The organism is Methylobacterium nodulans ORS 2060, from assembly GCF_000022085.1.
GTDB classification, from domain to species: domain Bacteria; phylum Pseudomonadota; class Alphaproteobacteria; order Rhizobiales; family Beijerinckiaceae; genus Methylobacterium; species Methylobacterium nodulans.
Genome location: NC_011894.1, coordinates 4,495,394 through 4,515,597, shown reverse-complemented (window position 1 = coordinate 4,515,597; position 20,204 = coordinate 4,495,394). Strand labels below are relative to the sequence as shown.

20 protein-coding genes and 1 pseudogene are annotated in these 20,204 nt (G+C 70.2%); 9 read left to right on the top strand and 12 right to left on the bottom strand.

What is annotated here, in order from left to right:
• Positions 1–54: 54 nt before the first annotated feature.
• The 5 genes from MNOD_RS21020 (at position 55) to MNOD_RS21005 (ending at position 4,788) form a co-directional block, all read left to right on the top strand.
• Complete coding sequence (locus tag MNOD_RS21020) at positions 55–1,539, top strand: outer membrane protein (RefSeq protein ID WP_015930970.1); 1,485 nt, start codon at positions 55–57, stop codon at positions 1,537–1,539.
• Positions 1,540–2,211: 672 nt separating this feature from the next.
• Positions 2,212–2,733: a hypothetical protein gene (locus tag MNOD_RS48190; RefSeq protein ID WP_015930969.1), complete on the top strand. Its 522-nt coding sequence runs from the start codon at positions 2,212–2,214 to the stop codon at positions 2,731–2,733.
• Between the two features lie 151 nt (positions 2,734–2,884).
• Entirely contained in the window at positions 2,885–3,550 is a 666-nt protein-coding gene (locus MNOD_RS48185) for a hypothetical protein (RefSeq protein ID WP_015930968.1), read from the top strand.
• A gap of 349 nt (positions 3,551–3,899) precedes the next feature.
• Positions 3,900–4,208: an HIT domain-containing protein gene (locus MNOD_RS43790; RefSeq protein WP_083786688.1), complete on the top strand. Its 309-nt coding sequence runs from the start codon at positions 3,900–3,902 to the stop codon at positions 4,206–4,208.
• A 157-nt stretch (positions 4,209–4,365) separates the two neighbouring features.
• Positions 4,366–4,788: a cupin domain-containing protein gene (locus MNOD_RS21005; protein WP_015930967.1), complete on the top strand. Its 423-nt coding sequence runs from the start codon at positions 4,366–4,368 to the stop codon at positions 4,786–4,788.
• 22 nt (positions 4,789–4,810) lie between these two features.
• Here the strand turns inward: MNOD_RS21005 and MNOD_RS21000 are convergent, their stop codons facing one another.
• Both MNOD_RS21000 and aptA read right to left on the bottom strand, forming a co-directional pair.
• Positions 4,811–6,487: a formate--tetrahydrofolate ligase gene (locus MNOD_RS21000; RefSeq protein WP_015930966.1), complete on the bottom strand. Its 1,677-nt coding sequence runs from the start codon at positions 6,485–6,487 to the stop codon at positions 4,811–4,813.
• Between the two features lie 250 nt (positions 6,488–6,737).
• Positions 6,738–8,093: an omega-aminotransferase AptA gene (gene aptA / locus MNOD_RS20995; protein WP_015930965.1), complete on the bottom strand. Its 1,356-nt coding sequence runs from the start codon at positions 8,091–8,093 to the stop codon at positions 6,738–6,740.
• Between the two features lie 161 nt (positions 8,094–8,254).
• On the opposite strand from aptA, the gene MNOD_RS20990 reads away from it, so the two are divergent.
• From MNOD_RS20990 to MNOD_RS20980, 3 genes are all read left to right on the top strand, one after another.
• Positions 8,255–8,548 carry a hypothetical protein gene (locus tag MNOD_RS20990; protein ID WP_015930964.1) on the top strand — a complete coding sequence of 98 codons (294 nt, stop codon included), beginning with the start codon at positions 8,255–8,257 and terminating at the stop codon, positions 8,546–8,548.
• A 243-nt stretch (positions 8,549–8,791) separates the two neighbouring features.
• Positions 8,792–9,022, top strand: a complete 231-nt coding sequence (locus MNOD_RS20985) for a DUF6894 family protein (protein WP_015930963.1) — start codon at positions 8,792–8,794, stop codon at positions 9,020–9,022.
• A 229-nt stretch (positions 9,023–9,251) separates the two neighbouring features.
• Positions 9,252–9,827 carry a hypothetical protein gene (locus MNOD_RS20980; protein ID WP_015930962.1) on the top strand — a complete coding sequence of 192 codons (576 nt, stop codon included), beginning with the start codon at positions 9,252–9,254 and terminating at the stop codon, positions 9,825–9,827.
• An 11-nt stretch (positions 9,828–9,838) separates the two neighbouring features.
• Here MNOD_RS20980 and MNOD_RS49285 read toward each other — a convergent pair.
• From MNOD_RS49285 to MNOD_RS20935, 10 genes and pseudogenes are all read right to left on the bottom strand, one after another.
• Positions 9,839–9,943, bottom strand: a pseudogene (locus tag MNOD_RS49285) (polyketide cyclase); the annotation flags it as partial.
• Between the two features lie 103 nt (positions 9,944–10,046).
• Positions 10,047–10,457: a VOC family protein gene (locus MNOD_RS20975; protein ID WP_015930961.1), complete on the bottom strand. Its 411-nt coding sequence runs from the start codon at positions 10,455–10,457 to the stop codon at positions 10,047–10,049.
• 132 nt (positions 10,458–10,589) lie between these two features.
• Positions 10,590–11,585 carry a branched-chain amino acid ABC transporter permease gene (locus MNOD_RS20970; protein ID WP_012631247.1) on the bottom strand — a complete coding sequence of 332 codons (996 nt, stop codon included), beginning with the start codon at positions 11,583–11,585 and terminating at the stop codon, positions 10,590–10,592.
• A 42-nt stretch (positions 11,586–11,627) separates the two neighbouring features.
• On the bottom strand, positions 11,628–12,515 hold the full coding sequence (locus MNOD_RS20965) for a branched-chain amino acid ABC transporter permease (RefSeq protein ID WP_015930960.1): 888 nt from the start codon (positions 12,513–12,515) through the stop codon (positions 11,628–11,630).
• A gap of 81 nt (positions 12,516–12,596) precedes the next feature.
• Positions 12,597–13,802, bottom strand: a complete 1,206-nt coding sequence (locus MNOD_RS20960) for an ABC transporter substrate-binding protein (RefSeq protein ID WP_015930959.1) — start codon at positions 13,800–13,802, stop codon at positions 12,597–12,599.
• A 110-nt stretch (positions 13,803–13,912) separates the two neighbouring features.
• Positions 13,913–15,163, bottom strand: a complete 1,251-nt coding sequence (locus tag MNOD_RS20955) for an ABC transporter substrate-binding protein (protein ID WP_015930958.1) — start codon at positions 15,161–15,163, stop codon at positions 13,913–13,915.
• Positions 15,163–15,897 carry an ABC transporter ATP-binding protein gene (locus tag MNOD_RS20950; protein WP_015930957.1) on the bottom strand — a complete coding sequence of 245 codons (735 nt, stop codon included), beginning with the start codon at positions 15,895–15,897 and terminating at the stop codon, positions 15,163–15,165. Before MNOD_RS20950 ends, MNOD_RS20955 begins: the two co-directional genes overlap by 1 nt.
• On the bottom strand, positions 15,890–16,678 hold the full coding sequence (locus MNOD_RS20945; RefSeq protein WP_015930956.1) for an ABC transporter ATP-binding protein: 789 nt from the start codon (positions 16,676–16,678) through the stop codon (positions 15,890–15,892). The genes MNOD_RS20950 and MNOD_RS20945 overlap by 8 nt, the downstream gene beginning before the upstream one ends.
• 357 nt (positions 16,679–17,035) lie before the next feature.
• Complete coding sequence (locus MNOD_RS20940; RefSeq protein ID WP_015930955.1) at positions 17,036–18,322, bottom strand: MFS transporter; 1,287 nt, start codon at positions 18,320–18,322, stop codon at positions 17,036–17,038.
• 86 nt (positions 18,323–18,408) lie between these two features.
• On the bottom strand, positions 18,409–18,954 hold the full coding sequence (locus MNOD_RS20935) for a gamma-glutamylcyclotransferase (RefSeq protein WP_015930954.1): 546 nt from the start codon (positions 18,952–18,954) through the stop codon (positions 18,409–18,411).
• A gap of 81 nt (positions 18,955–19,035) precedes the next feature.
• Between MNOD_RS20935 and MNOD_RS20930 the strand changes: the two genes are divergently transcribed.
• Positions 19,036–20,160 carry a DUF2125 domain-containing protein gene (locus tag MNOD_RS20930; RefSeq protein WP_015930953.1) on the top strand — a complete coding sequence of 375 codons (1,125 nt, stop codon included), beginning with the start codon at positions 19,036–19,038 and terminating at the stop codon, positions 20,158–20,160.
• The last annotated feature ends 44 nt before the right edge of the window (positions 20,161–20,204 follow it).

Genomic DNA, 20,204 nt, shown 5'->3' with positions numbered 1-20,204 from the left:
CACTCGGTGCCGACTAGTCTTCTGTCGGAAACACTCTGGATTCGGACCGGCCCGATGGTGATTCGAGCAAGCGCCCTCGGCGCGGCGGCGGCGGGGTTACTGGCCTCGCAGGCCTCACGGGCGGCGGACCTGCCGGCGCAGGCGGCTCCGATACCGGCCTTCGTCGTCCAGGACTGGTCGGGGTTCTATGTCGGCAGCCATCTCGGGGGCGTCGTCAGCGGGCGGGGCGAGCGCCGCGTGGTCAGCGGTGACGGCGGCGGGCTGATTCCGGCCGGGTTCGGCGGGCGCGGCGGCCGCACCGGCATCGCCATCGGCCGGATCGAGGGCCGCACCGTCTTCCAGGGCGTGCATGCCGGCTACAACTGGCAGCAGGGCAGCGCTGTCGCCGGCATCGAGGCCGACCTGGCGAGCCTCGGGCCGGTGGACGACCTGCTCGGCAGCGTGCGCGGCCGCCTCGGCTTCGGCAGCGACCGGCTGCTGATCTACGGGACGGGGGGCCTCGCCATCCGGTCCGTGCCCGGCCTGGTGCTCGGCACCTTCGTGGGCGGCAACGGCGGGGCCGGCGGCAATGGCGGACCGGGCGGCGCCGGCGGCAATGGCGGCAACGGATTCGGCACGCTGACAATCGCCCGCGGTGGCAGCGACGATGTCGGCTTCGTCGGCGGCGGCGGCGTCGAGGTGAAGCTGACTCCGCTGGTGGGGGCCGGCCTCGAGGCCCTGTACTATCGCTTCGACGGCCCGCGCCTTCTCGGCGCACCGCGGGACTTCCTGACCCTGCGGGGCCGCCTGACCCTCCACCCGGGCGCGGCACTCGCCCCGGCCTCGTCCCTGGCCTCCTTCCCCGTGTCCTGGGCCGGCGCCTATGTGGGCGGGCACCTCGGCGCGCTTCACACCCTGTCCGGCAGAACCTTCGGGTCCACGGCGCTCGCCGGGGGCGAGCCCGGCGGAGCGGGGCAGCGCGGGATCGATGGCGGCGGCGGTGGCGGCGGCGCCGTGGCCTTCGCCGGGCTGGCGCGCAGCCCCGCGATCCTCGGCGGTGCCCATCTGGGCTACAATTGGCAGAACGCCGCGCTGGTCTACGGGGCCGAGGGCGATGTCTCCGTTTCGGCTGCCGACAGCCACCGGTATCTGGGGACGATTCGCGGCCGCCTGGGCTGGAGCGGCGGGGCCACCCTGGTCTACGCCACGGCGGGCGTCGCCTTCGCGGGCAACGAGAGCGTACGGGCGGTCTTCGCCGGCAACGGCGGGGCCGGCGGCAATGGCGGCGCGGTGCTGGCCGCGCCGGGCGGGGCGGGCGGAGCCGGCGGGCAGGCCCTGGCCTTCCGGGCCAACGACACCGAGATCGGCTTCGTCGTCGGCGGCGGCCTCGAGGCACGCCTGAGTGAGCGCGTCAGCGCGGGCGCCGAGGCGCTCTATTACGGCCTGTCCAGCCGCGCCTTCGCGCCCGCCCTGCCCGGTCCCGGCCGCACCCTGGTGGCTGGCCGCGGCAACGACGCTCTCGTCCTGCGCACGCGCCTCTCGTTCAGCTTCGAGCCCTGAGCGCCCCCGGCGAGCGGCCATCATCGTTCTCGATCGAACCTGACCGGCGTGGCGGCCGCCACGCCGGTCAGGTTCTATTTCGGTCCCCTTCCTGAGCGCGTCGGCGACGCACAGCCTGCCGTCGCGATAGCGCGCGGCGGCGCGGCCGTTGCCGGGCGATCCTGGCACGGGCCGGCTCCATGCGTGCGAGGCTCGCCAAGCCCGGCGCGATACGAACGGTCTTCCGGCCAGTCCTCGGCGCCATCCCGTCACGCGTGCGCGATAGCACCTCCGGCCCTCGGAAGGGCCGATACAGTTCTCGTGTCGCTGGAACAGACCAACCGGCAGCGAAAACATCGAACGGATTGGACCGAACCCTAGGTCGGTGCCCGCACTCACCCGCACACCCCAAATGATCGGCCCAGTTCACGACCGGCACAGCACCTGAATGGCGAGAGTGGTTAACATTCATACTCCATTCAGCGCCACGCCAGCAAATTGAAACAACAGAGAATACAGAACAAATATCGGCCATTCCTTCAAAACAGGGGATGGCAAGCTCGCGCCAGAAGACGTCGCGAAGTAATACGCTCGTATCTGCGTAAACGCGCATGGGGTCCGGCGCGCTCAGCGGCCCCTTTACATCCCGTCACAGCAACTCGGCACCAACGGTGGCCGGTACAGGAGGTTGTCATGAAGAAGACGATGTTCGCGGTGGTGTCGGTCATCGCCATGATGGCGGCCTCGCCGCAGGCCTTTGCCTGGGGTGTCGGCGGCAACGGCGGCGCCGGCGGCGGCGGTTATTACGGCGGCTATGGCGGGACCGGCGGCGGCGGCGGCGGCGCCACCAAGGGCGGCTACGGCGGCAACGGCGGAAGGGGCGGCTCCGGCTATTATGGCGGCGGCGGTGGCGGTGGCGGCTGGGGCGGCAGCGGCTCCTACGGGGGCCGGGGCGGCAATGGCGGCGGCGGCGGCAGCGGCTACTATGGCGGGGCCGGCGGCGGCGGCGGCGGCGGCGGTTCGGGCGCCTTCGGGGGCCGGGGCGGCAACGGCGGCAAGGGCGGCATGGGCAGCTATGGCGGCATCGGCGGCTCGGGCGGCGGCGGCGGATCGGCGGCCGGGTACGGCTCGAGGGGCGGCAACGGCGGCGCCGGCGGCAATGGCAGCCATGGCGGCGTCGGCGGGGCCGGCGGGCAGGGCGGCAACGTCTACTAACGGCGGCTGAGCGAACCCCTCCACGGCGACGGTCGCCGGCCCGTGGAGGACCGCATCCGGGCCGGAGACCTGCGGCGACGCGGGGCTCCGGCCCGGCACATCGTGCAGGCCTTAAGGCCGGCGGCCGGATTCCCGACACGAGGCAGATCCGATGAAGACCCTCACCCTTCTGGCGGCCGCCGGCAGCGCAGCGCTCGCCGGCACCTTCGCCCTGGCGGCACCCGGGCCGGCAATGCCGGAGCCGACCCGGGATCTGGTCATACGGACCGGATCGGGTGATGGCGCCGGCCTCCCCGGCGCCCCGGGCGGACGGGCCGGTGCCCCGGGCCGCGTCGGCGGCACCTGGAGCGGGCCCGCGGCCCCGGCCAGTCCCGAGGCCCTGCGCCGCTACTGCGTCGACCTCCTCGACCCGGCCGATGCCCGGTCGGCGTCATCATCCACGGAATTCCGGCCCGCCGACTGCGCCGGCCTGTTCGCCGGGACCGAGACGGGGCCGGTGGGCAGCGGGCGGTCCGACCGGTCCCTCGCCCGCAGCTGCGCCGATTGGCTCAGGCACCCCGGCGCGACCATGGACACCGATGGCCTGGAGCCGGAGGATTGCAGCGCCTTGGTGACGGGCCTCGACAGCACTGCCCCGCGCCGGGACGCGACCGGGCTTGGCGGGCGGGCGGCCGATGGGCCGAGCATTGCGGGCGGGATCGGCGGGCGAGGCGGCCGGGCCGGGACCGGGCCGGGTGCCGGCCTGGGCGGCGCCGGGGGAGCCGGGGTCGGCGGCGGCGTGGGCGGGGCCGGCGGGGCCGGCGGCTCCGTGCGCTGAGGCACCGCACTGCCCTGAGGTCCGGCCGGCTCGTCCGGCCGGACGAGCCGGACCCCGGTTCCTCATCTGGACGCAGGATCCATCGAGAGCTGAACGCCTATGATCCGAAATCCCGCCTGATGGCGTGACCATCGGGCTTTCGGCTTCGCTCGAGCGCCGCACACGGCGTGTGGTCCGGTTTTCGAACCGGTCGTCCGGAAACCGGATCGATGTCCGGCCGGGTGGGAGCCGCTATTGAAATTCCCCTGACCTCCTCCCGCAGAGTTCGAAAAGCTGCGCATCCGCGCAATGAGGGCACAATTAAGTAACACGAAACGCTTGCGTATTCTGTCGCCGCTTCAGCCTTGACATCATCACTGAGAACACTCTGGCTTTTGCCATCAGGGATAAGTTCCCTGCACGCCCGCTTCATACACTGATCATCCCAAAGCGTCATGTTGCCGACATCTTTCACACCAACGCCGCGGAGCGCGAGGCCATCCATGAACTTGCGGCACTGTGCTGCGAGCAGATTCGCAATGAGGACGAGAGCGTCGGCGGGTTCAACTTCGGCTCGAATATCGGTGAAGCGGCCGGGCAGAAGATCTTTCATGCCCATGTGCATCTGATCCCGCGCCGAACGGGGGACGCTTCACTTGCACCTGCGCGCCCGGATTGAGCGGTGAGGGCCGGGCCGGCAGGGTGAAGTCGAAACGAGGAGGACAGACCTTTAACCGTCATATCGCCGAGTCCGCGCCCTTGACGATCGGGCCAGGGCGTCGGAGCGTTGCCGCATGCGGCCGGCAGGCGAGACCGGCCGGTCGGGAGGATCGGGGATGCTCACACGGCGCGGCTTCGGCCGTATCGCGTCCTGCGCGCTCTGCGCGACGGCGGGGTTCCTGGCGACGGACGCCTCGGCGCAGTCGCCGCCCAGCCCGACATCGGGCGTGCGGCGCAAGGTCCTGTCGCAGGTCGAAGGACCGACGCCGGGCTACGTCACGATCATCGTCGAGGCGGAGGTCGACCCGGGCGTGCTGGTCGCACGACACACCCATCCGGGGGTCGAATCCGGCTACATCCTCGACGGCGCGATCGAGATCCCCATCGAGGGCCAGGCGACCAGAACCTACAAGGCCGGGGAGGCGTTCCAGGTGCCGCCGAACACGCCGCATGCGGGAGCCCGGAACGGCGACCGGACCTTGCGCTTCACCAGCACCTACATCGTCGAGAAGGACAAGCCGTTGGCCTCGCCCGCTTGAGCGGGCGAGGAGCCTCGGCGCCTCAGAACAACCCCTCGATCTGGCCATTCGCGTCGAGGTGGATCCCCTCGGCGGCCGGGACCTTGGGCAGGCCCGGCATGGTCATGATCTCCCCGCAGATCACCACCACGAAGCCGGCCCCGGCGGACAGGCGCACGTCGCGCACCGCCACCACGTGGCCGCTCGGAGCACCCATCAGATTCGGATCGGTCGAGAACGAGTACTGCGTCTTGGCCATGCAGACCGGCAGCTTGCCGTAGCCGTCCTTCTCGAACTGGGCGAGCTTGGTGGCGGCCTTCGATTCGACCTGGATGTCCGCAGCCCCGTAGAGGGTCTGGGCGATGGTGCGGATCTTGTCGGTGAGCTTGGCGTCCTCGGGATAGACGAAGTTCGGGGTCTTCGGCGCCCCGCCCTCGGCGAGGGCCACCACCGCGCGGGCGAGTTCCTCGGCCCCCGCCCCGCCCTCCGCCCAATGGCGGCAGGTGATCGCCTCGACGTCGAGCTTGTCGCGGCAGAGCGCCTTCAGGGTGGCGAGCTCGGCCTCGGTATCAGTATGGAAGTGGTTGACCGCCACCACCACCGGCAGGCCGAAGCGGCGCACGTTCTCCACGTGGCGGGCGAGGTTGACAAAGCCCTTCTCGAGTGCCGCGATGTTCTCCGTGCCGAGCGCCTTCTTCTCGACGCCGCCATGCATCTTGAGCGCGCGCAGGGTCGCCACGATGACGACAGCGCTCGGCGACAGACCGGTCTGGCGGCACTTGATGTCGATGAATTTTTCCGCGCCGAGATCCGCGCCGAAGCCCGCCTCCGTCACCGCGTATTCGCCGAGGCGCAGGCCCGTGCGGGTGGCGATTACCGAGTTGCAGCCATGCGCGATGTTGGCGAAGGGGCCGCCATGGATCAGGGCCGGGCTGCCCTCCAGGGTCTGGACGAGGTTCGGCTGCAGGGCGTCCTTGAGCAGCACCGCCATGGCGCCGGTCGCCTTGAGGTCGGCGAGCGTCACCGCCTTGCGGTCACGGGTCTCGGCCACCACGATGCGGCCGAGGCGCGCCTCGAGGTCGGCGAGGTCGCGGGCGAGGCAGAACACCGCCATCACCTCGGAGGCCACCGTGATGTCGAACCCGTCCTCGCGCGGGTAGCCGTTGGCGACGCCGCCGAGCGACTGCGTGATGGAGCGCAGGGCGCGGTCGTTCATGTCGACCACGCGGCGCCAGGCGATGCGGCGCACGTCGATGTTGAGCTCGTTGCCCCAGTAGACGTGATTGTCGATCAGCGCCGCCGCGAGGCTGTGGGCCGAGGTGATGGCGTGGAAATCGCCCGTGAAGTGGAGGTTGATCGCCTCCATCGGGACGACCTGGGACTTGCCGCCGCCGGCCGCGCCGCCCTTCATGCCGAAGCACGGGCCGAGCGACGGCTCGCGCAGGCAGATCACCGCCTTCTTGCCGATGCGATTGAGGGCGTCGCCGAGGCCCACCGTCGTGGTGGTCTTGCCCTCGCCGGCGGGCGTCGGGCTGATCGCCGTCACCAGAATCAGCTTGCCCTCGGGCTTCGCCTCCAGGGAGGCGATGTGGGCATGGTCGATCTTGGCGATGTGCCGCCCGTGCGGGTGCAGGGCCGCGTCCGGGATGCCGATCTTCTCGGCGATGGCGCTGATCGGCTGAAGGGTCGCCGCGCGGGCGATCTCGATGTCGGTCGGCATGGAACCCGATGGCTGTTGTTCTGGGGAGCGTGACGTGGCGTCCGTCTCAGGTCACCTTAAGCCGCGCGGCTGGATTCAGGCCAGACTAAATCGGTTGATCATTCGGCTCAGAAAATTCTAACGCACGCGAGCCAAGACTGTACTTTAGTCTAGAGCTTTTTCCGACGAAGCGGATACCGGTTCGTCGTAGAAAATGTGGCAAATTCAAAGGCCTAGAGTGGCATCCGGTCCACCGTGAACGGATGCCGCTCTAGGCGACCGCGCGAATGACTCGGCCGAGTTTGTCGACGAGCTCGCCGATCTGGTCCTCACTGATGATGAGGGGCGGCGTCACCGCGATGGTCTCGCCGGTGATGCGGATCATCAGGCCGAATTCCTGGAAGGCGCGGTCCATGGCCTCGAAGGCCCGGGCGCCGGCCGCATCCGGCCGCGAGGCGAGGTCGATGGCGCCGACGAGGCCGAGCGTGCGGATATCGAGCACGTTCGGCAGGCCCCGCAGGGACATCAGGGCCTCGCCGAGCACCGGTTCCAGGCGCTTGGCGCGGGCGAACAGCTCCTCCTCGCGATAGAGATCGAGGGTGGCGAGCGCCGCCGCGCAGGCGAGCGGATGCGCCGAGTAGGTGTAGCCGTGGAAGAGCTCGATCGTGCGCTCGGGCCCCTGCATGAAGGCGTCGTAGATCCCCTTGCGCACGAGCACGCCGCCCATCGGCACGGTGCCGGAATTCACCGCCTTGGCGAAGGTGATCATGTCGGGCACGACGCCGTAGCGCTCGGCCGCAAAGGCATGGCCGAGGCGGCCGAAGCCGGAGATGACCTCGTCGAAGATCAGGAGGATGCCGTGCCGGTCGCAGATCTGGCGCAGGCGCTGCAGGTAGCCCTTGGGTGGCGGCAGCACGCCGGTGGAGCCTGCCATCGGCTCGACGATCACCGCCGCGATGGTCGAGGCGTCGTGGAGCGTCACGATGCGCTCCAGATCGTCGGCGAGATGCGCTCCCCATTCCGGCTCGCCCCGCGAGAAGGCCTGGTGCTCGCGCGAATAGGTGTGGGGCAGGTGATCGACGCCGGCGAGCAGCGTGCCGAAGAACTTGCGGTTGCTGACGATGCCCCCGACCGAGATGCCGCCGAAGCCGACGCCGTGATAGCCGCGCTCGCGGCCGATCAGCCGGGTGCGGCTGCCCTGCCCGCGCACGTTCCAGTAGGCGAGCGCGATCTTGAGCGCCGTGTCGACGGCTTCAGATCCGGAATTGCAGAAGAAGACGTGATCGAGGTCCCCCGGCGCCAGGGCGGCGAGGCGGGAGGCCAGCGCGAAGCCGCCCGCATGGCCGAACTGGAAGGCCGGCGAGAAGTCGAGCTCGGCCGCCTGGGCCTGGATTGCCGAGACGATCGGGTCTCGGTTGTGGCCGGCATTGCAGCACCACAGGCCCGCCGAACCGTCGAGCACGGCCCGCCCGTCCGGCGTGTAGTAGTGCATGTCCTTGGCGCGGGCGATCATGCGGGGCTTGCTCTTGAAGGCGCGATTCGCCGTGAAAGGCAGCCACCACGCATCGAGATCGTTCGGCGCCAAAGCATCGTTGGCCGCCCTCAAGCCCGCCGCGTTCACCGCCATCCGCCCTCTCCTCGCCGATTGCGTAGCCGCGACGGTAGCAGGGGCGTCCCTGCGACGCAAAAGGGCGCGACGTTAATCATTCCGTACGATTCGCAACCGGTGGAGAGGCGCGGTTCACGACTCCTCGCGAGAGTGCCGGCGATGGAGTTCGGGAGACGGGAATGGGTTTCCTCCTGCGCGCCGGCCTGGTGATCGGCCTTCTCGCCTATGCGTCGGCGCCCGCGACCACCGTGACCGCGGGCAGGCCCGGGCCGGGCCTCGCCGAGCAGGCTGCCGCGGCGGTGCCGGCCACCCTCGACGCCCTGCCGCCCGGCCTGCGCGAGCGCATGATCCGCGAGGGAGAGGCCGCCGCGAGCCGCGCGATCGCGGCCCAGCTGCGTGCAAGCCCGGGCGCTCCCGCCGCGGTGGAAACCGACCGGGAGGCGGCTCCGCCTCCCCCATCCCGGGAGTACTGATATATCAGTTCCTGCCAGATGTTCCTGGATATCTTCTGGCCCGATCATGTCCCCGGATAGAAATCGGGATCGCAGACCGGGCCGACTCGCCTATTGGTCGAGCAGCTTGGCGAACTGCATTTCATATGCCAGGGTACAGGGCAACCTGACGGCTGCGAGGACTTGCCGCCCGGCCTGTCGTGACGACTTCGGGCGGCAACTCGGGGCCGACGGGTCTCGGATGAGTGTTCGCGCCGGGATGCCGTGCCTCGCTACTTCTTCGACGTGATGGATTCGACGCGCAGCGTCCCCGATGAGGCCGGCCTCGAATGCCGGGACCTCGGCGAGGCACATCTGCGAGCCTGCGCCCTCATCGCCGACGCCATGACCGGACCGGAGACGCTCGCTCTCGATTGGCGTCTATGGCGCGTCGAAGTCCGCGACGAGGCCCGCAGCCTGTTGTTCAGCGTGCCGTTCCCGCCCCGGCTCGACTAGAGCCGTTCCCGACCTGATTGCATCAGGTCTGCGGCTCTCAGCTCTTGATGTGACGCGCTCCCTTGCGCCGAACCGGTGTCCATGTCGGCGGGGAGCACTCCAAGCACCCCGAACCAGACTGTGCGGAACCGATCCTCCCTGCGCGACGCGACTGGACCGTGCGCCATTGCGTTATACTGTGGGGGAGTTATCAGATCGGGGTCGGTCGCGTCTGTCGGGAAAGGTGGCGATGGGGGAGTCTGGGGAGCGGATCGCCGAGGAACAGATCCGGAAGACGCTCGACGCCGTGCTTCGCACGCCCTGCTTCACCCGTTCACCCAAGCTCGCGAGCTTCCTGCGTTTCGTGGTCGAGGAGGAACTCGCCGGACGCGGCGCGGCGCTCAAAGCCTATACGATCGCGACCCGCGCGCTCGGCCGCGGAGGTGATTTCGATCCGAGCCTCGATCCGAGCGTGCGCGTCGAGGCCGGGCGGTTGCGCCGCACCCTCGACGAGGCTCACGCGCTGGCCGGCCCGGGATTCGGCGTCCGGATCCGCATCCCGGTCGGCACCTATCGACCGCATTTCGAGATGGTCGAACCGCCCTCCCCCGCTGCGGAGCCCGTTGTGGCCCCGGCCGCTGCGGAGCCCGCCATGCCGACGCACCTCGTCGTCGCCTTTAGCCCGCGCGGCCAGACCGCGATCATCGCGCTCCTCACGGGCATCCTCCTGATGCTCTGCATCGAGGTCGGGCTGCTGCTCGGCGGAACGGTCCCGGTCGATCGGGGGATCGGGCGCGGGACCAGCCTCGCCGAGAGCCTGCGGTGAGAGCGGCTCGCCTATAGCGAAGCGGCCAGGGCGGCGAGCTGATCGGCGCAGCGCCCCCAGCCCGTGTGGAAGCCCATGGCCTCGTGCGCTTCGCGGTCGGCGTGGCTCCAGTGGAGGAGGTCGGGCTCGGTTCAGGCGCGGTAGGGGGCGGAGCGGGGCGCCGGGATCAGGCGGGTGAGCACGAGGTCGCGGTCGTCGGTCGTCATGGGCCCCTCCCGCTCAGCGCTTCGGCTGGTTCATCGCCCAGATGATTCCGAACGGGTCGCGCAGCTGGCCGTAGAGGTCGCCCCAGAACATCTCCGCCACCGGCATCACCACCTCGGCTCCGGCCGCCACCGCCCGGTCCCACCACGCCGCGATATCGTCGACGGGGAGCAGGAGGGAGAAGCCCTGCGGCGCCCGCCACGGATGCCCGTGCTCCGGATAGGCGTCGCTCAGCATCAGCGAGCTGCCATTGACGTAAAGGTGCACATGCATGGTGCGGCCCTTCTCGTCGGCCGGGTGCGCGGCGGCGATCTCGGCGCCGAAGGCTCGCGTGTAGAAGGCGGCGGCGTCCATCGCGCCGTCGACCGTCAGGTAGGCGACGACCCCGCCCTTCACGGCCGGGGAAGGCTTCGTCTCGGTGCTCATCGGTGTCGGTCCTCTCGAAGGCGGCCTCTTGTCGGGCCCGCCCCAAGGACGATCGGGGCGGGTGCGATCCGACATCATCGCGAGATATTTTCGCAGCGGCGTCCGGTGACGCCGCTCCGGCCGAGCCGCCCCTCAGAGCGGCTTCTTGAGCATCCGCGCGCAGAGGCCGACGATGCCCTCGCGGAACAAGATCACGCAGATCACGAACACCACGCCCTGGATGATCGTCACCCAGGCGCCGAACTGCGCGAGGTAGTTCTCCATCGCCACGATCACGAAGGCGCCGATGATCGGCCCGAACACCGTGCCCATGCCGCCCACCAGCGTCATCAGCACCACCTCGCCCGACATCGACCAGTGCACGTCGGTGAGCGAGGCGAGCTGGAACACGATCGCCTTGGTCGCCCCGGCCAGCCCCGCCAGCGTGGTCGAGAGCACGAACACCGCCAGCTTGTACTGGCTCGCCCGGTAGCCCAGCGACACCGCCCGCGGCTCGTTGTCCCGGATCGCCTTCAGCACCTGGCCGAACGGCGAGTGGATGATGCGGTAGATCAGCAGCAGCCCCAGGAAGAAGATCAGCGCCACCAGCGCATACAGCACCCGGTCGTCCGCCAGGCTGATCACCCCGAACAGCTGGCCGCGCGGCACCGCCTGGATGCCGTCCTCGCCGCCGGTGAACGCCGCCTGCAGCGAGAAGAAGAACACCATCTGGGCCAGCGCCAGGGTGATCATCGAGAAGTAGATGCCCTGGCGCCGGATCGCCAGCGCCCCGAACACCAGGCCGAGCAGCGCCGCGGTGAGCGTGCCGGCCAGGATCGCCAGTTCCGGGCTCAGGCCCCAGACCTTGGCGCCATAGGCCGCGATGTAGCTCGCCATGCCGAAATAGGCGGCATGGCCGAAGCTGAGCAGCCCGCCGTAGCCGAGCAGAAGGTTGAAGGCCAGCGCGAACAGCGCGAAGCACAGCACCTTCATCAGGAAGACCGGGTAGAGGATCAGCGGCAGCACCGCGAGCGCGACCGCGATGCCGATGAACACCAGGCGGTGGAGCGCCTTGGTGTCGCGGCCCTCCGGCAGGGCGCTGGCGATGGGGGTGGCGTCGTCGGGCGCCGTGGCGGCGGAGTGGGCCATCTCAGGCGGTCCTTGCGGGAGCGGGAAGCGGAGGATGCAACATCAGGCGGTGCGTCCGAACAGGCCGGCGGGCTTGACCAGCAGCACCAGCACCATGATGACGAAGATCACGGTCGAGGAGGCTTCGGGGTAGAACACCTTGGTGAGGCCCTCGACCAGGCCGAGCGTGAAGCCGGTGACGATCGAGCCGAGGATCGAGCCCATGCCGCCGATCACCACCACGGCGAAGACCACGATGATGATGTCGGCGCCCATGTTGGGGTTGACCGAATAGACCGGGGCGGCGAGCACGCCCGCGAAGGCGGCGAGCGCGACGCCGAAGCCGTAGGTGAGGGTGAGCAGCAGCGGCACGTTGACGCCGAAGGCCTGGACCAGGGTCGGGTTCTCGGTGGCGGCGCGCAGGTAGGCGCCGAGCTTGGTCTTCTCGATCACCAGCCAGGTGGCGAGGCAGACCACGAGCGAGGCGACCACCACCCAGCCGCGGTAGTTGGGCAGGAACATGAAGGGCAGGCGCTGGCCGCCCGACAGTTCGGCGGGGATGGCGTAGGGCAGGCCCGAGACGCCGTACTGGTTGCGGAACAGGCCCTGGATGATGAGGGCGAGCCCGAAGGTGAGCAGCAGGCCGTAGAGGTGGTCGAGCTTGTACAGCCGCGCGATCAGGAGCCGCTCCAGGATCACCCCGAACAGGCCGACCGCGAGCGGGGCCAGCAGCAGCGCCCACCAGTAGCCGATGCCGGCGTAGTTCAAGAGCATCCAGGCCACGAAGGCGCCCATCATGTACTGGGCGCCGTGGGTGAAGTTGATGATGTTGAGGAGCCCGAAGATGATCGCGAGGCCGAGCGACAGGATCGCGTAGAACGAGCCGTTGATGAGGCCGAGCAGCAGCTGCCCGAACAGCGCCTGCAGGGGTACGCCGAAGATCGTGGTCATGGGGATCAGCGACTCGTGGGTTGCGAAAGAGCCGGTCGGGCGGGGCCGACGGCCCCGCCCCGCAGGATCAGGTCGGCCGGATCAGCTCTTGCCGACGAGGGGGCAGCCGCCCTCGCTCATGGGCCGGAAGGCCTCGGCACCGGGGATCGTCGCCAGCGTCTTGTAGAGGTCCCATTCCCCCTTCGACTCGCCCGGCTTCTTCACCTCGAACAGATACATGTCGTGGATCTTGCGCCCGTCCGGCCGGATCGTGCCCTTGCCGAACAGCGGGTCGTCGGTGGGCAGTTCCTTCATCTTGGCCACCACCTGCGCCCCGTCACCCGCCGATTTCAGCGCCTCGACCGCCTTGAGGTAGTGGATCACGCCCGCATAGACGCCCGCCTGCACCGCCGTCGGCTTCTTGCCGCCGGAGGACTTGGCGAAGCGGTCCGAGAAGGCGCGGGTGGCGTCGTTGAGGTCCCAGTAGAACGGTTCGGTGAGCACCAGGCCCTGTGCGGTCTTCGTCGTCAGCGAATGCACGTCCGACACGAAGATCAGCAGGCCGGCGATCGACTGTCCGCCCTCGGTGATGCCGAACTCCGCCGCCTGCTTGATGGCGTTGATGGTGTCGCCGCCCGCATTGGCGAGCCCGATCACCTTGGCGCCCGACCCTTGAGCCTGCAGCAGGAAGGATGAGAAGTCGGAGGTCGGGAACGGCGTCTTGACCGAGCCGACGACCTTGCCCCCGTTCTTGACCACGACTGCGGTGGTGTCGCGCTGCAGCGCCTGCCCGAAGGCGTAGTCGGCGGTGAGGAAGAACCAGGTGTCGCCGCCGCGCTTGACCATCGCGCCGCCGGTGCCGTTGGCGAGCGCCACCGTGTCGTAGGTCCAGTGCACGGTGTTGGGCGAGCATTGCGCGCCCGTGAGATCGGCGGTGCCGGCACCCGAATTCACGAAGGCCTTGTTCTTCTCGCGGGTCACCTGACTGATGGCCAGGGCAACCGAGGAGGTCGGGACATCGAAGATCGCGTCAACGCCATCCCGGTCGTACCATTGGCGGGCGAGGGCCGCGCCCACATCGGGCTTGTTCTGGTGGTCCGCCGAGACGATCTCGACCTTGAGGCCCTTGTCGGCGGCCTTGAAATCCTCGACCGCCATGCGGGCGGCCACCACCGAGCCCTCGCCCGAAAGGTCGGCGTAGACGCCCGAACGGTCATTGAGCACGCCGATCTTCACGGGCGTCTGGGCCAGGGCCGCCCCGGCGGTGAGCGCCGCGAGAGCCGTCGCGGTCAAGAGTCGTTTCAGCATCCGTCTCTCCTCCGGTGAGCGCCCTCCGCACAGGGGCGCCGATTGTCGTTGATCGTCCCCCGCGCCACCTTACGTGCCGCGGGCCTGCGGTTCGAATCAGGCTTCGCCCGTCACGGCGTAGCCCGATCGAGCCGGACCACGTCGCCCCGGCCCAAGGCTTCCGCGCCGACGAGGGGGCAGCCGCCCTCGCTCATGGGCCGGAAGGCCTCGGCACCGGGGATCGTCGCCAGCGTCTTGTAGAGGTCCCATTCCCCCTTCGACTCGCCCGGCTTCTTCACCTCGAACAGATACATGTCGTGGATCTTGCGCCCGTCCGGCCGGATCGTGCCCTTGCCGAACAGCGGGTCGTCGGTGGGCAGTTCCTTCATCTTGGCCACCACCTGCGCCCCGTCACCCGCCGATTTCAGCGCCTCGACCGCCTTGAGGTAGTGGATCACGCCCGCATAGACGCCCGCCTGGGCCGAGGTCGGCATCCGCCCGCCGAACCTTTCCGCGAAGCGGTCCGAGAAGGCGCGGGTGGCGTCGTTGAGGTCCCAGTAGAACGGCTCGGTGAGCACCAGGCCCTGCGCGACCCTCGTCGTCAGCGCGTGGATGTCCGACGAGAAGATCAGCAGGCCCGCAAGCGCTTGGCCGCTCCGCGCGAGGTCGAGCTTGGCGGCCTGCCGGATGGCCGCGATGGTGTCGCCGCCCGCATTGGCGAGCCCGATCACCTTGGCGCCGGAGCCCTGCGCGAGGCGCAGGAGCGGCGTGACATCCGAGGCCGGGAACGGCGCCCGGACCGCGCCGAGCACCCGCCCGCCCCGGCGGGCGATGAGGGCGGCGGCATCCCGCTGCACCGCTTCGCCGAAGGCGTAGTCGGCGGTGAGGAAGAACCAGGTATCGCCGCCGCGCTTGACCATCGCGCCCGCGGTGCCGTTGGCGAGCGCCACGGTGTCGAAGGTCCAGTGCACGGTGTTGGGCGAACATCGGGTGCCGGTCAGGTCCGCGATGCCGGCGCTTGAGTCCACCAGGACCTTGTTGCGCTCACGGGCAACCTCGTTGACCGCGAGCGCAACCGAGGAGGTCGGGACGTCGAAGATCGCGTCGACCCCATCCCGGTCGAACCAGCGGCGGGCGAGCGAGGCGCCCACATCGGGCTTGTTCTGGTGGTCGGCCGAGACGATCTCGACCTTGAGCCCCTTCTCGGCGGCCTTGAAATCCTCGACCGCCATGCGGGCGGCCACCACCGAGCCCTCGCCCGAGATGTCGGCGTAGACGCCCGAGCGGTCGTTGAGCACGCCGATCCTGACCGGTGTCTGCGCCCGGACCGCCCCCGCCGCGAGGACGGCGACGATCGCGGCAAGGAGGGCCCGGATGCTCATCACACCCCGAGGTAGGTGTGGAGCTTGTCGATGTTGGCGTCGAGCTCGGCATTGGGGATCATGTCGATCACCCGCCCCTGCTCGACCACGAAATGCCGGTCCGCCACCGTCTGGGCGAAGCGGAAGTTCTGCTCCACCAGCACGATCGTGTAGCCCTCGCTCTTCAGCCGGGCCAGCGTGCGGCCGATCTGCTGCACGATCACCGGCGCAAGCCCCTCGGTCGGCTCGTCGAGCAGGATCAGCTTGGCCCCCGTGCGCAGGATGCGGCCGATCGCCAGCATCTGCTGCTCGCCCCCCGACAGCTTGGTGCCCTGGCTGCCCGCGCGCTCCTGCAGGTTCGGAAACAGCGTGTAGATCTGCTCCACGCTCATGCCGCCGGGCTTCACCCGCGGCGGCAGCATCAGGTTCTCGTAGACCGACAGGCTCGAGAAGATGCCCCGCTCCTCCGGCACGTAACCGAGACCCAGCTTGGCGATGCTGCGCGAGGCCATCCCGATCGTCTCGGTGCCGGCGTAGCGGATCGAGCCCTTGCGCTTGCCGAGGATCCCGATGATCGCCCGCAGCGTCGTGGTTTTGCCCGCGCCGTTGCGGCCGAGCAGCGTCACCACCTCGCCCGGCCGCACGTCGAAGCTGACGCCGTGCAGCACATGGCTCTCGCCGTACCAGCCCTCCAGCCCCTGGACCGCGAGCAGCGGCGCCGCGGCCGCGGATGTCGTCAGCGCCGCCTCAGCCATGTCCGGCTCCGATATAGGCCTCGACCACGCGGGGATCCTTCGAGACGGTGGCATAGTCGCCCTCCGCCAGCACCTGGCCGCGGGCCAGCACGGTGATGCGGTCGGACAGCGAGGCCACCACCGAGAGGTTGTGCTCGACCATCAGGATGGTGCGGTTGGCCGAGACCCGCCGGATCAGGGCGGCGGTGCGGTCGACGTCCTCGTGCCCCATGCCGGCCATCGGCTCGTCGAGCAGCAGCATGGCGGGATCGAGGGCGAGCGTGGTGGCGATCTCCAGGGCCCGCTTGCGGCCATAGGACAGCTCGACCGCCGGCACCTCGGCGAAGTCGGCCAGGCCCACCGCCTCGATCAGGCTGAGCGCCTCGTCGTTGAGGGCGCGCAGCACGCGCTCGGAGCGCCAGAAGTCGAAGGAATCGCCGCGCTGGCGCCGCTGCAGGGCGATGCGGACGTTCTCCTTGACGGTCAGGTGCGGGAAGACCGCCGAGATCTGGAAGGAGCGCACCAAGCCGAGCCGGGCCACGTCGGCGGGCTTCATCCGGGTGATGTCGCGGCCGTTGTAGCGGATCGCGCCGGCGGTGGGGGTGAGGAATTTGGTGAGCAGGTTGAAGCAGGTGGTCTTGCCGGCCCCGTTCGGGCCGATCAGCGCGTGGATCGTGCCGCGCTCGACCCGAAGCGCCACGCCGTTCACGGCGCGGAAGCCCTTGAATTCCATCGTCAGGCCTTCCGTGGCCAGCACGATGTCCGGCGGCGCGGCCGCGGCATGGGTGGTGGTTTCAGCCATCGCTTAGCGTCACCCCTGCGTTTCCTCGATCGCGCTTATGCGACATTGGTATGCCTCACAGCATGGCGCCGGGAGTGAGTCAACCGCTCCGCCGCTCAGCGGTCGACAATGCGGCTCATCCGTTCGAATAAGGCCGGAACGGGCGGGTCTATCCGGCCATCGCGCCGGCAGGCCGGGCGATCGACCGGATTCAAGGCGGATTCCGACCAGTCGCCGGCCTCATGTCAACGACCCGAGATGCTGATGCGCTTGCTCACGCATCGGGCCGTTGACCCATTTCGAATGGTCGATGCCAAGCCTTGGGCCTGACGACAATTTGAAAATGGAACCAAGGGTCATTGACAAGGCCCGTCGGCATCAGGCCCGCCCCTGCTCCTCGAAGGCCAGCCGCGGGCCCTCCGGCGGGAGCCGGCTCGCCGCCCCGATGGTCCCGCAGGGCGCGCCCGCCGCATCCTGGCCACTGGGCGCGCAGGTCTCCTCCAGCCAGAGGGCGAGGCCGAGGCTCAAGAGGGCCGGCAGGCCGAGGGCCAGGAAGGTCCAGGTCCAGCCGAAGTGGATCGCCAGCAGGCCGCCGATCCAGCCCGAGAGCGCGCCGCCGACACCCTGGACGGCCGCGACCGTGCCGAGGGCGGTCTGGGTCCGCCCCGAGCCCCAGGTGAGGTCGGCCACGACCACGGGCACCGCGACGCCGATCACGCCGGAGGCGACACCGTCGAGCACTTCCGCCAGGATCAGCCAGGCCGGGTCGTCGAGGAGCGCGGACAGGAGCGCGCGCACGGGAAGCACCGCGCAGGCCGCGATCAGGAGCTGGCGCCGCCCCCGCCGGTCCGCCAGGGAGCCGGCCAGCAGCGCCACGGGAATCATCACGAGCTGGGCCACCATGACGTAGCGCGCGGTCCAGCCGGTGCCGTCCTGTCCGGCCGCGACGAGCTTCTGGCCGAGCAGGCTCAGCATCGAGCCGTTGGCGAGGTTGAACAGGGCCAGGGACGCCGAGAGCAGCAGGAGCCGCCGGTCGCCCAGCACCTTCAGGATGGCGGATCGCTCGGGCTTGTCGTCCGGGTCGTCCTCCTTCCAGCCGACCGCCCGGCGGGCATTCCAGGCCCTGCCGGGCGTCGTGACCGTCGCGACGATGGCCCCCACGGCGAGGAGGCCGAGGACCCAGAAGGCGATGCTCGGGCCGAAGACCGGCGTGCCGAAGCTGATCGCCAGGGCGGCCCCGAGGATGCCGACGTGGTTGTAGGCCTGATTGCGTCCCTGCTGCTTCGGGAAAGCCTGCTTGCCGACCATGCCGAGGGTGAGCGCGGCGACCGCCGGCACGACGAGCGTTCCGCCAAGAGCGGCCACGAACTGCGCCGCCAGCACCGTCGGGAAGGAGCGGGCGGGCATCAGCATCACGGTCCCGCCCAGGATCGCCGCGCAGGCCAGCGCGATCAGCAGGCGCGGGCGCCCGACCCGGTCGACCAGCGCCCCGAGCGGGCCGCTGAGAACCAGGGTCGAGAAGCCCACGATGGTGGTGACGAGGCCGATCCGGCTCGGGCTCCACTGCGCGGCCTGCGCCAGCCATGTGCCGAGAAAAGGGCCGAGCCCTCCCTGGATGTCGCCGACGAAGACGTTGATGAGCGCGAGATGGGAGGTGGCCTGCATCGACGCATGATCCTCGTGCGCCCGAAGCCGGCGCGGACCTGAGCAACGCATGACGGGCGGAAAAAGGTCGATCCAATCTTTGCCGCTCACGGGCTCGGCACCGCGCAGGCCGCGGCGATCCGGGCCAGCAGCGGGTCGGCGACCCCCATCGCCAGCAGGTGCTGGTGGGTGTTGCGGACGTAATCGGGATTGGCGCCGGAGCGGCCGAGCCCCTGGCGCACGAGGCGCAGCAGCTCCGCCTCCGGCAGACGGCCGGCATATTGCGGGTGGGTGCGGTCGACGAGGTAGGTCACGGCGGTGACGCGGCGCCCGTCCTCGAGGGTCACCCCGAGCCGGCGCTCGACATAGACCGCCGTGACCTGCTCGCGGGCGCGCAGATAGGCGAGCGTCGCGGCGGATTCCGTCTCCGCGATCCGGAAGGCGACGCCTCGGCAGCTGCCGCCGCGGTCGAGGCCGAGCACGAGGCCCGGCCGCTCCGGCGTGCCGCGATGGACATGCGAGAGCACGCAGAGCGCCCGATGGTAGCCGCGCAGCTGCGCCTTGCGCCGCTCGACCGCCGGGAAGCCCGGGTTCCACATCAGCGACCCGTACCCGAACACCCACAGATCCGCGGTTACGTCGCCAATGCCCACGCTTTGCCCTCCCCGCCTTGCCGGCCGCGGCCGGTAGCAGCTAGGGAGACCCGGTTCAATCGCGAGCGGAGGCTAAGGCCGATGGTGCGGACGACCGAGACCGACGGGGATGTGCCGGCGCAGCATCGCGGGCGAATCGGCCTCTTCGCCCCCTTCATCCTGCTCGTCCTCGTCGCGGCCCTGTGGTCGGCCGGCTGGGTCTGGGTCCGCGGCCGGGCCGAGGAAGCGGTCGACCAGTGGTTCGCCCGCGAGGCGCAGGCCGGCCGCAGCTGGACCTGCAGCGACCGCAGCCTCGGCGGCTATCCGTTCCGCCTCGAACTGCGCTGCGCCGCCCTGCGCTTCGCGCGCTCCGACGTGACCTTCTCGGTCGGGCCGGTCGTGGCGGTGGCGCAGATCTACCAGCCCCGTCACGTCATCGTCGAGGCGGACGGCCCCTTCCACGTCGAGCAGGAGGGCAAGGTCGGCGACGTGACGTGGCGGCTCCTCGAAGCCTCGCTGCACCTCACGGACGGGGGCTTCCAGCGCGCCTCCCTGGTGACGGACGATCTGCGGGGTCAGGTCACGGGCGTCGAGGTGCCGGGCGCCGCGGGGCAGCCGATCGCCTTTACGGCGGAGCATCTCGAGTTGCATGCCCGCCCGACGCCGGGCCGCTTCGAATCCGACGGCGCCGTCGACCTGAGCGCGCGGGTCACCCAGGCGACGCTGCCGCTCCTCGACCCGATCCTCGGCGGGACGGAGCCGGCCGATCTTGGCCTCGATGCGACGGCGAGCCGCGCGGCGGGCCTCCGCACGCGGCCGCTCGCCGAGGAGCTGGAGCGCTGGCGCCTGGCGGGCGGCAGCGTCGCGCTGACGCGGCTGTCCGCCGAGAAAGGCCGCAGCCGCCTCCAGGCCCAGGGCACGCTCGCGCTCGACGAATCGCACCGGCTCGCCGGCCAGCTCGATGTGCGCACGGCCGGGCTCGACGCGGTGATCGCGCCCCTCGTCACCGAGCAGCTCGGCGAGCGGGTCGGGGGAGCGAACGCGGCCCTGATCGGAAACCTCGTCGGCCAGCTGCTCGGCGGCGGCCGGCGGCGCGAGGAGGCCCCTGCGTCCGGCCGGCCGGACGAGGCCGCGCTCAAGCCCCTGCCGCCGGTGCGGCTCGCGGGCGGCAAGGTCGCGGTGGGCCCCTTCGTGATCCCGAATGTGAGACTCGACCCCCTCTACTGAGGGCCCGCCCGCCCGAGGCAGTGCCCTGCAAGCCATGCTCCCCC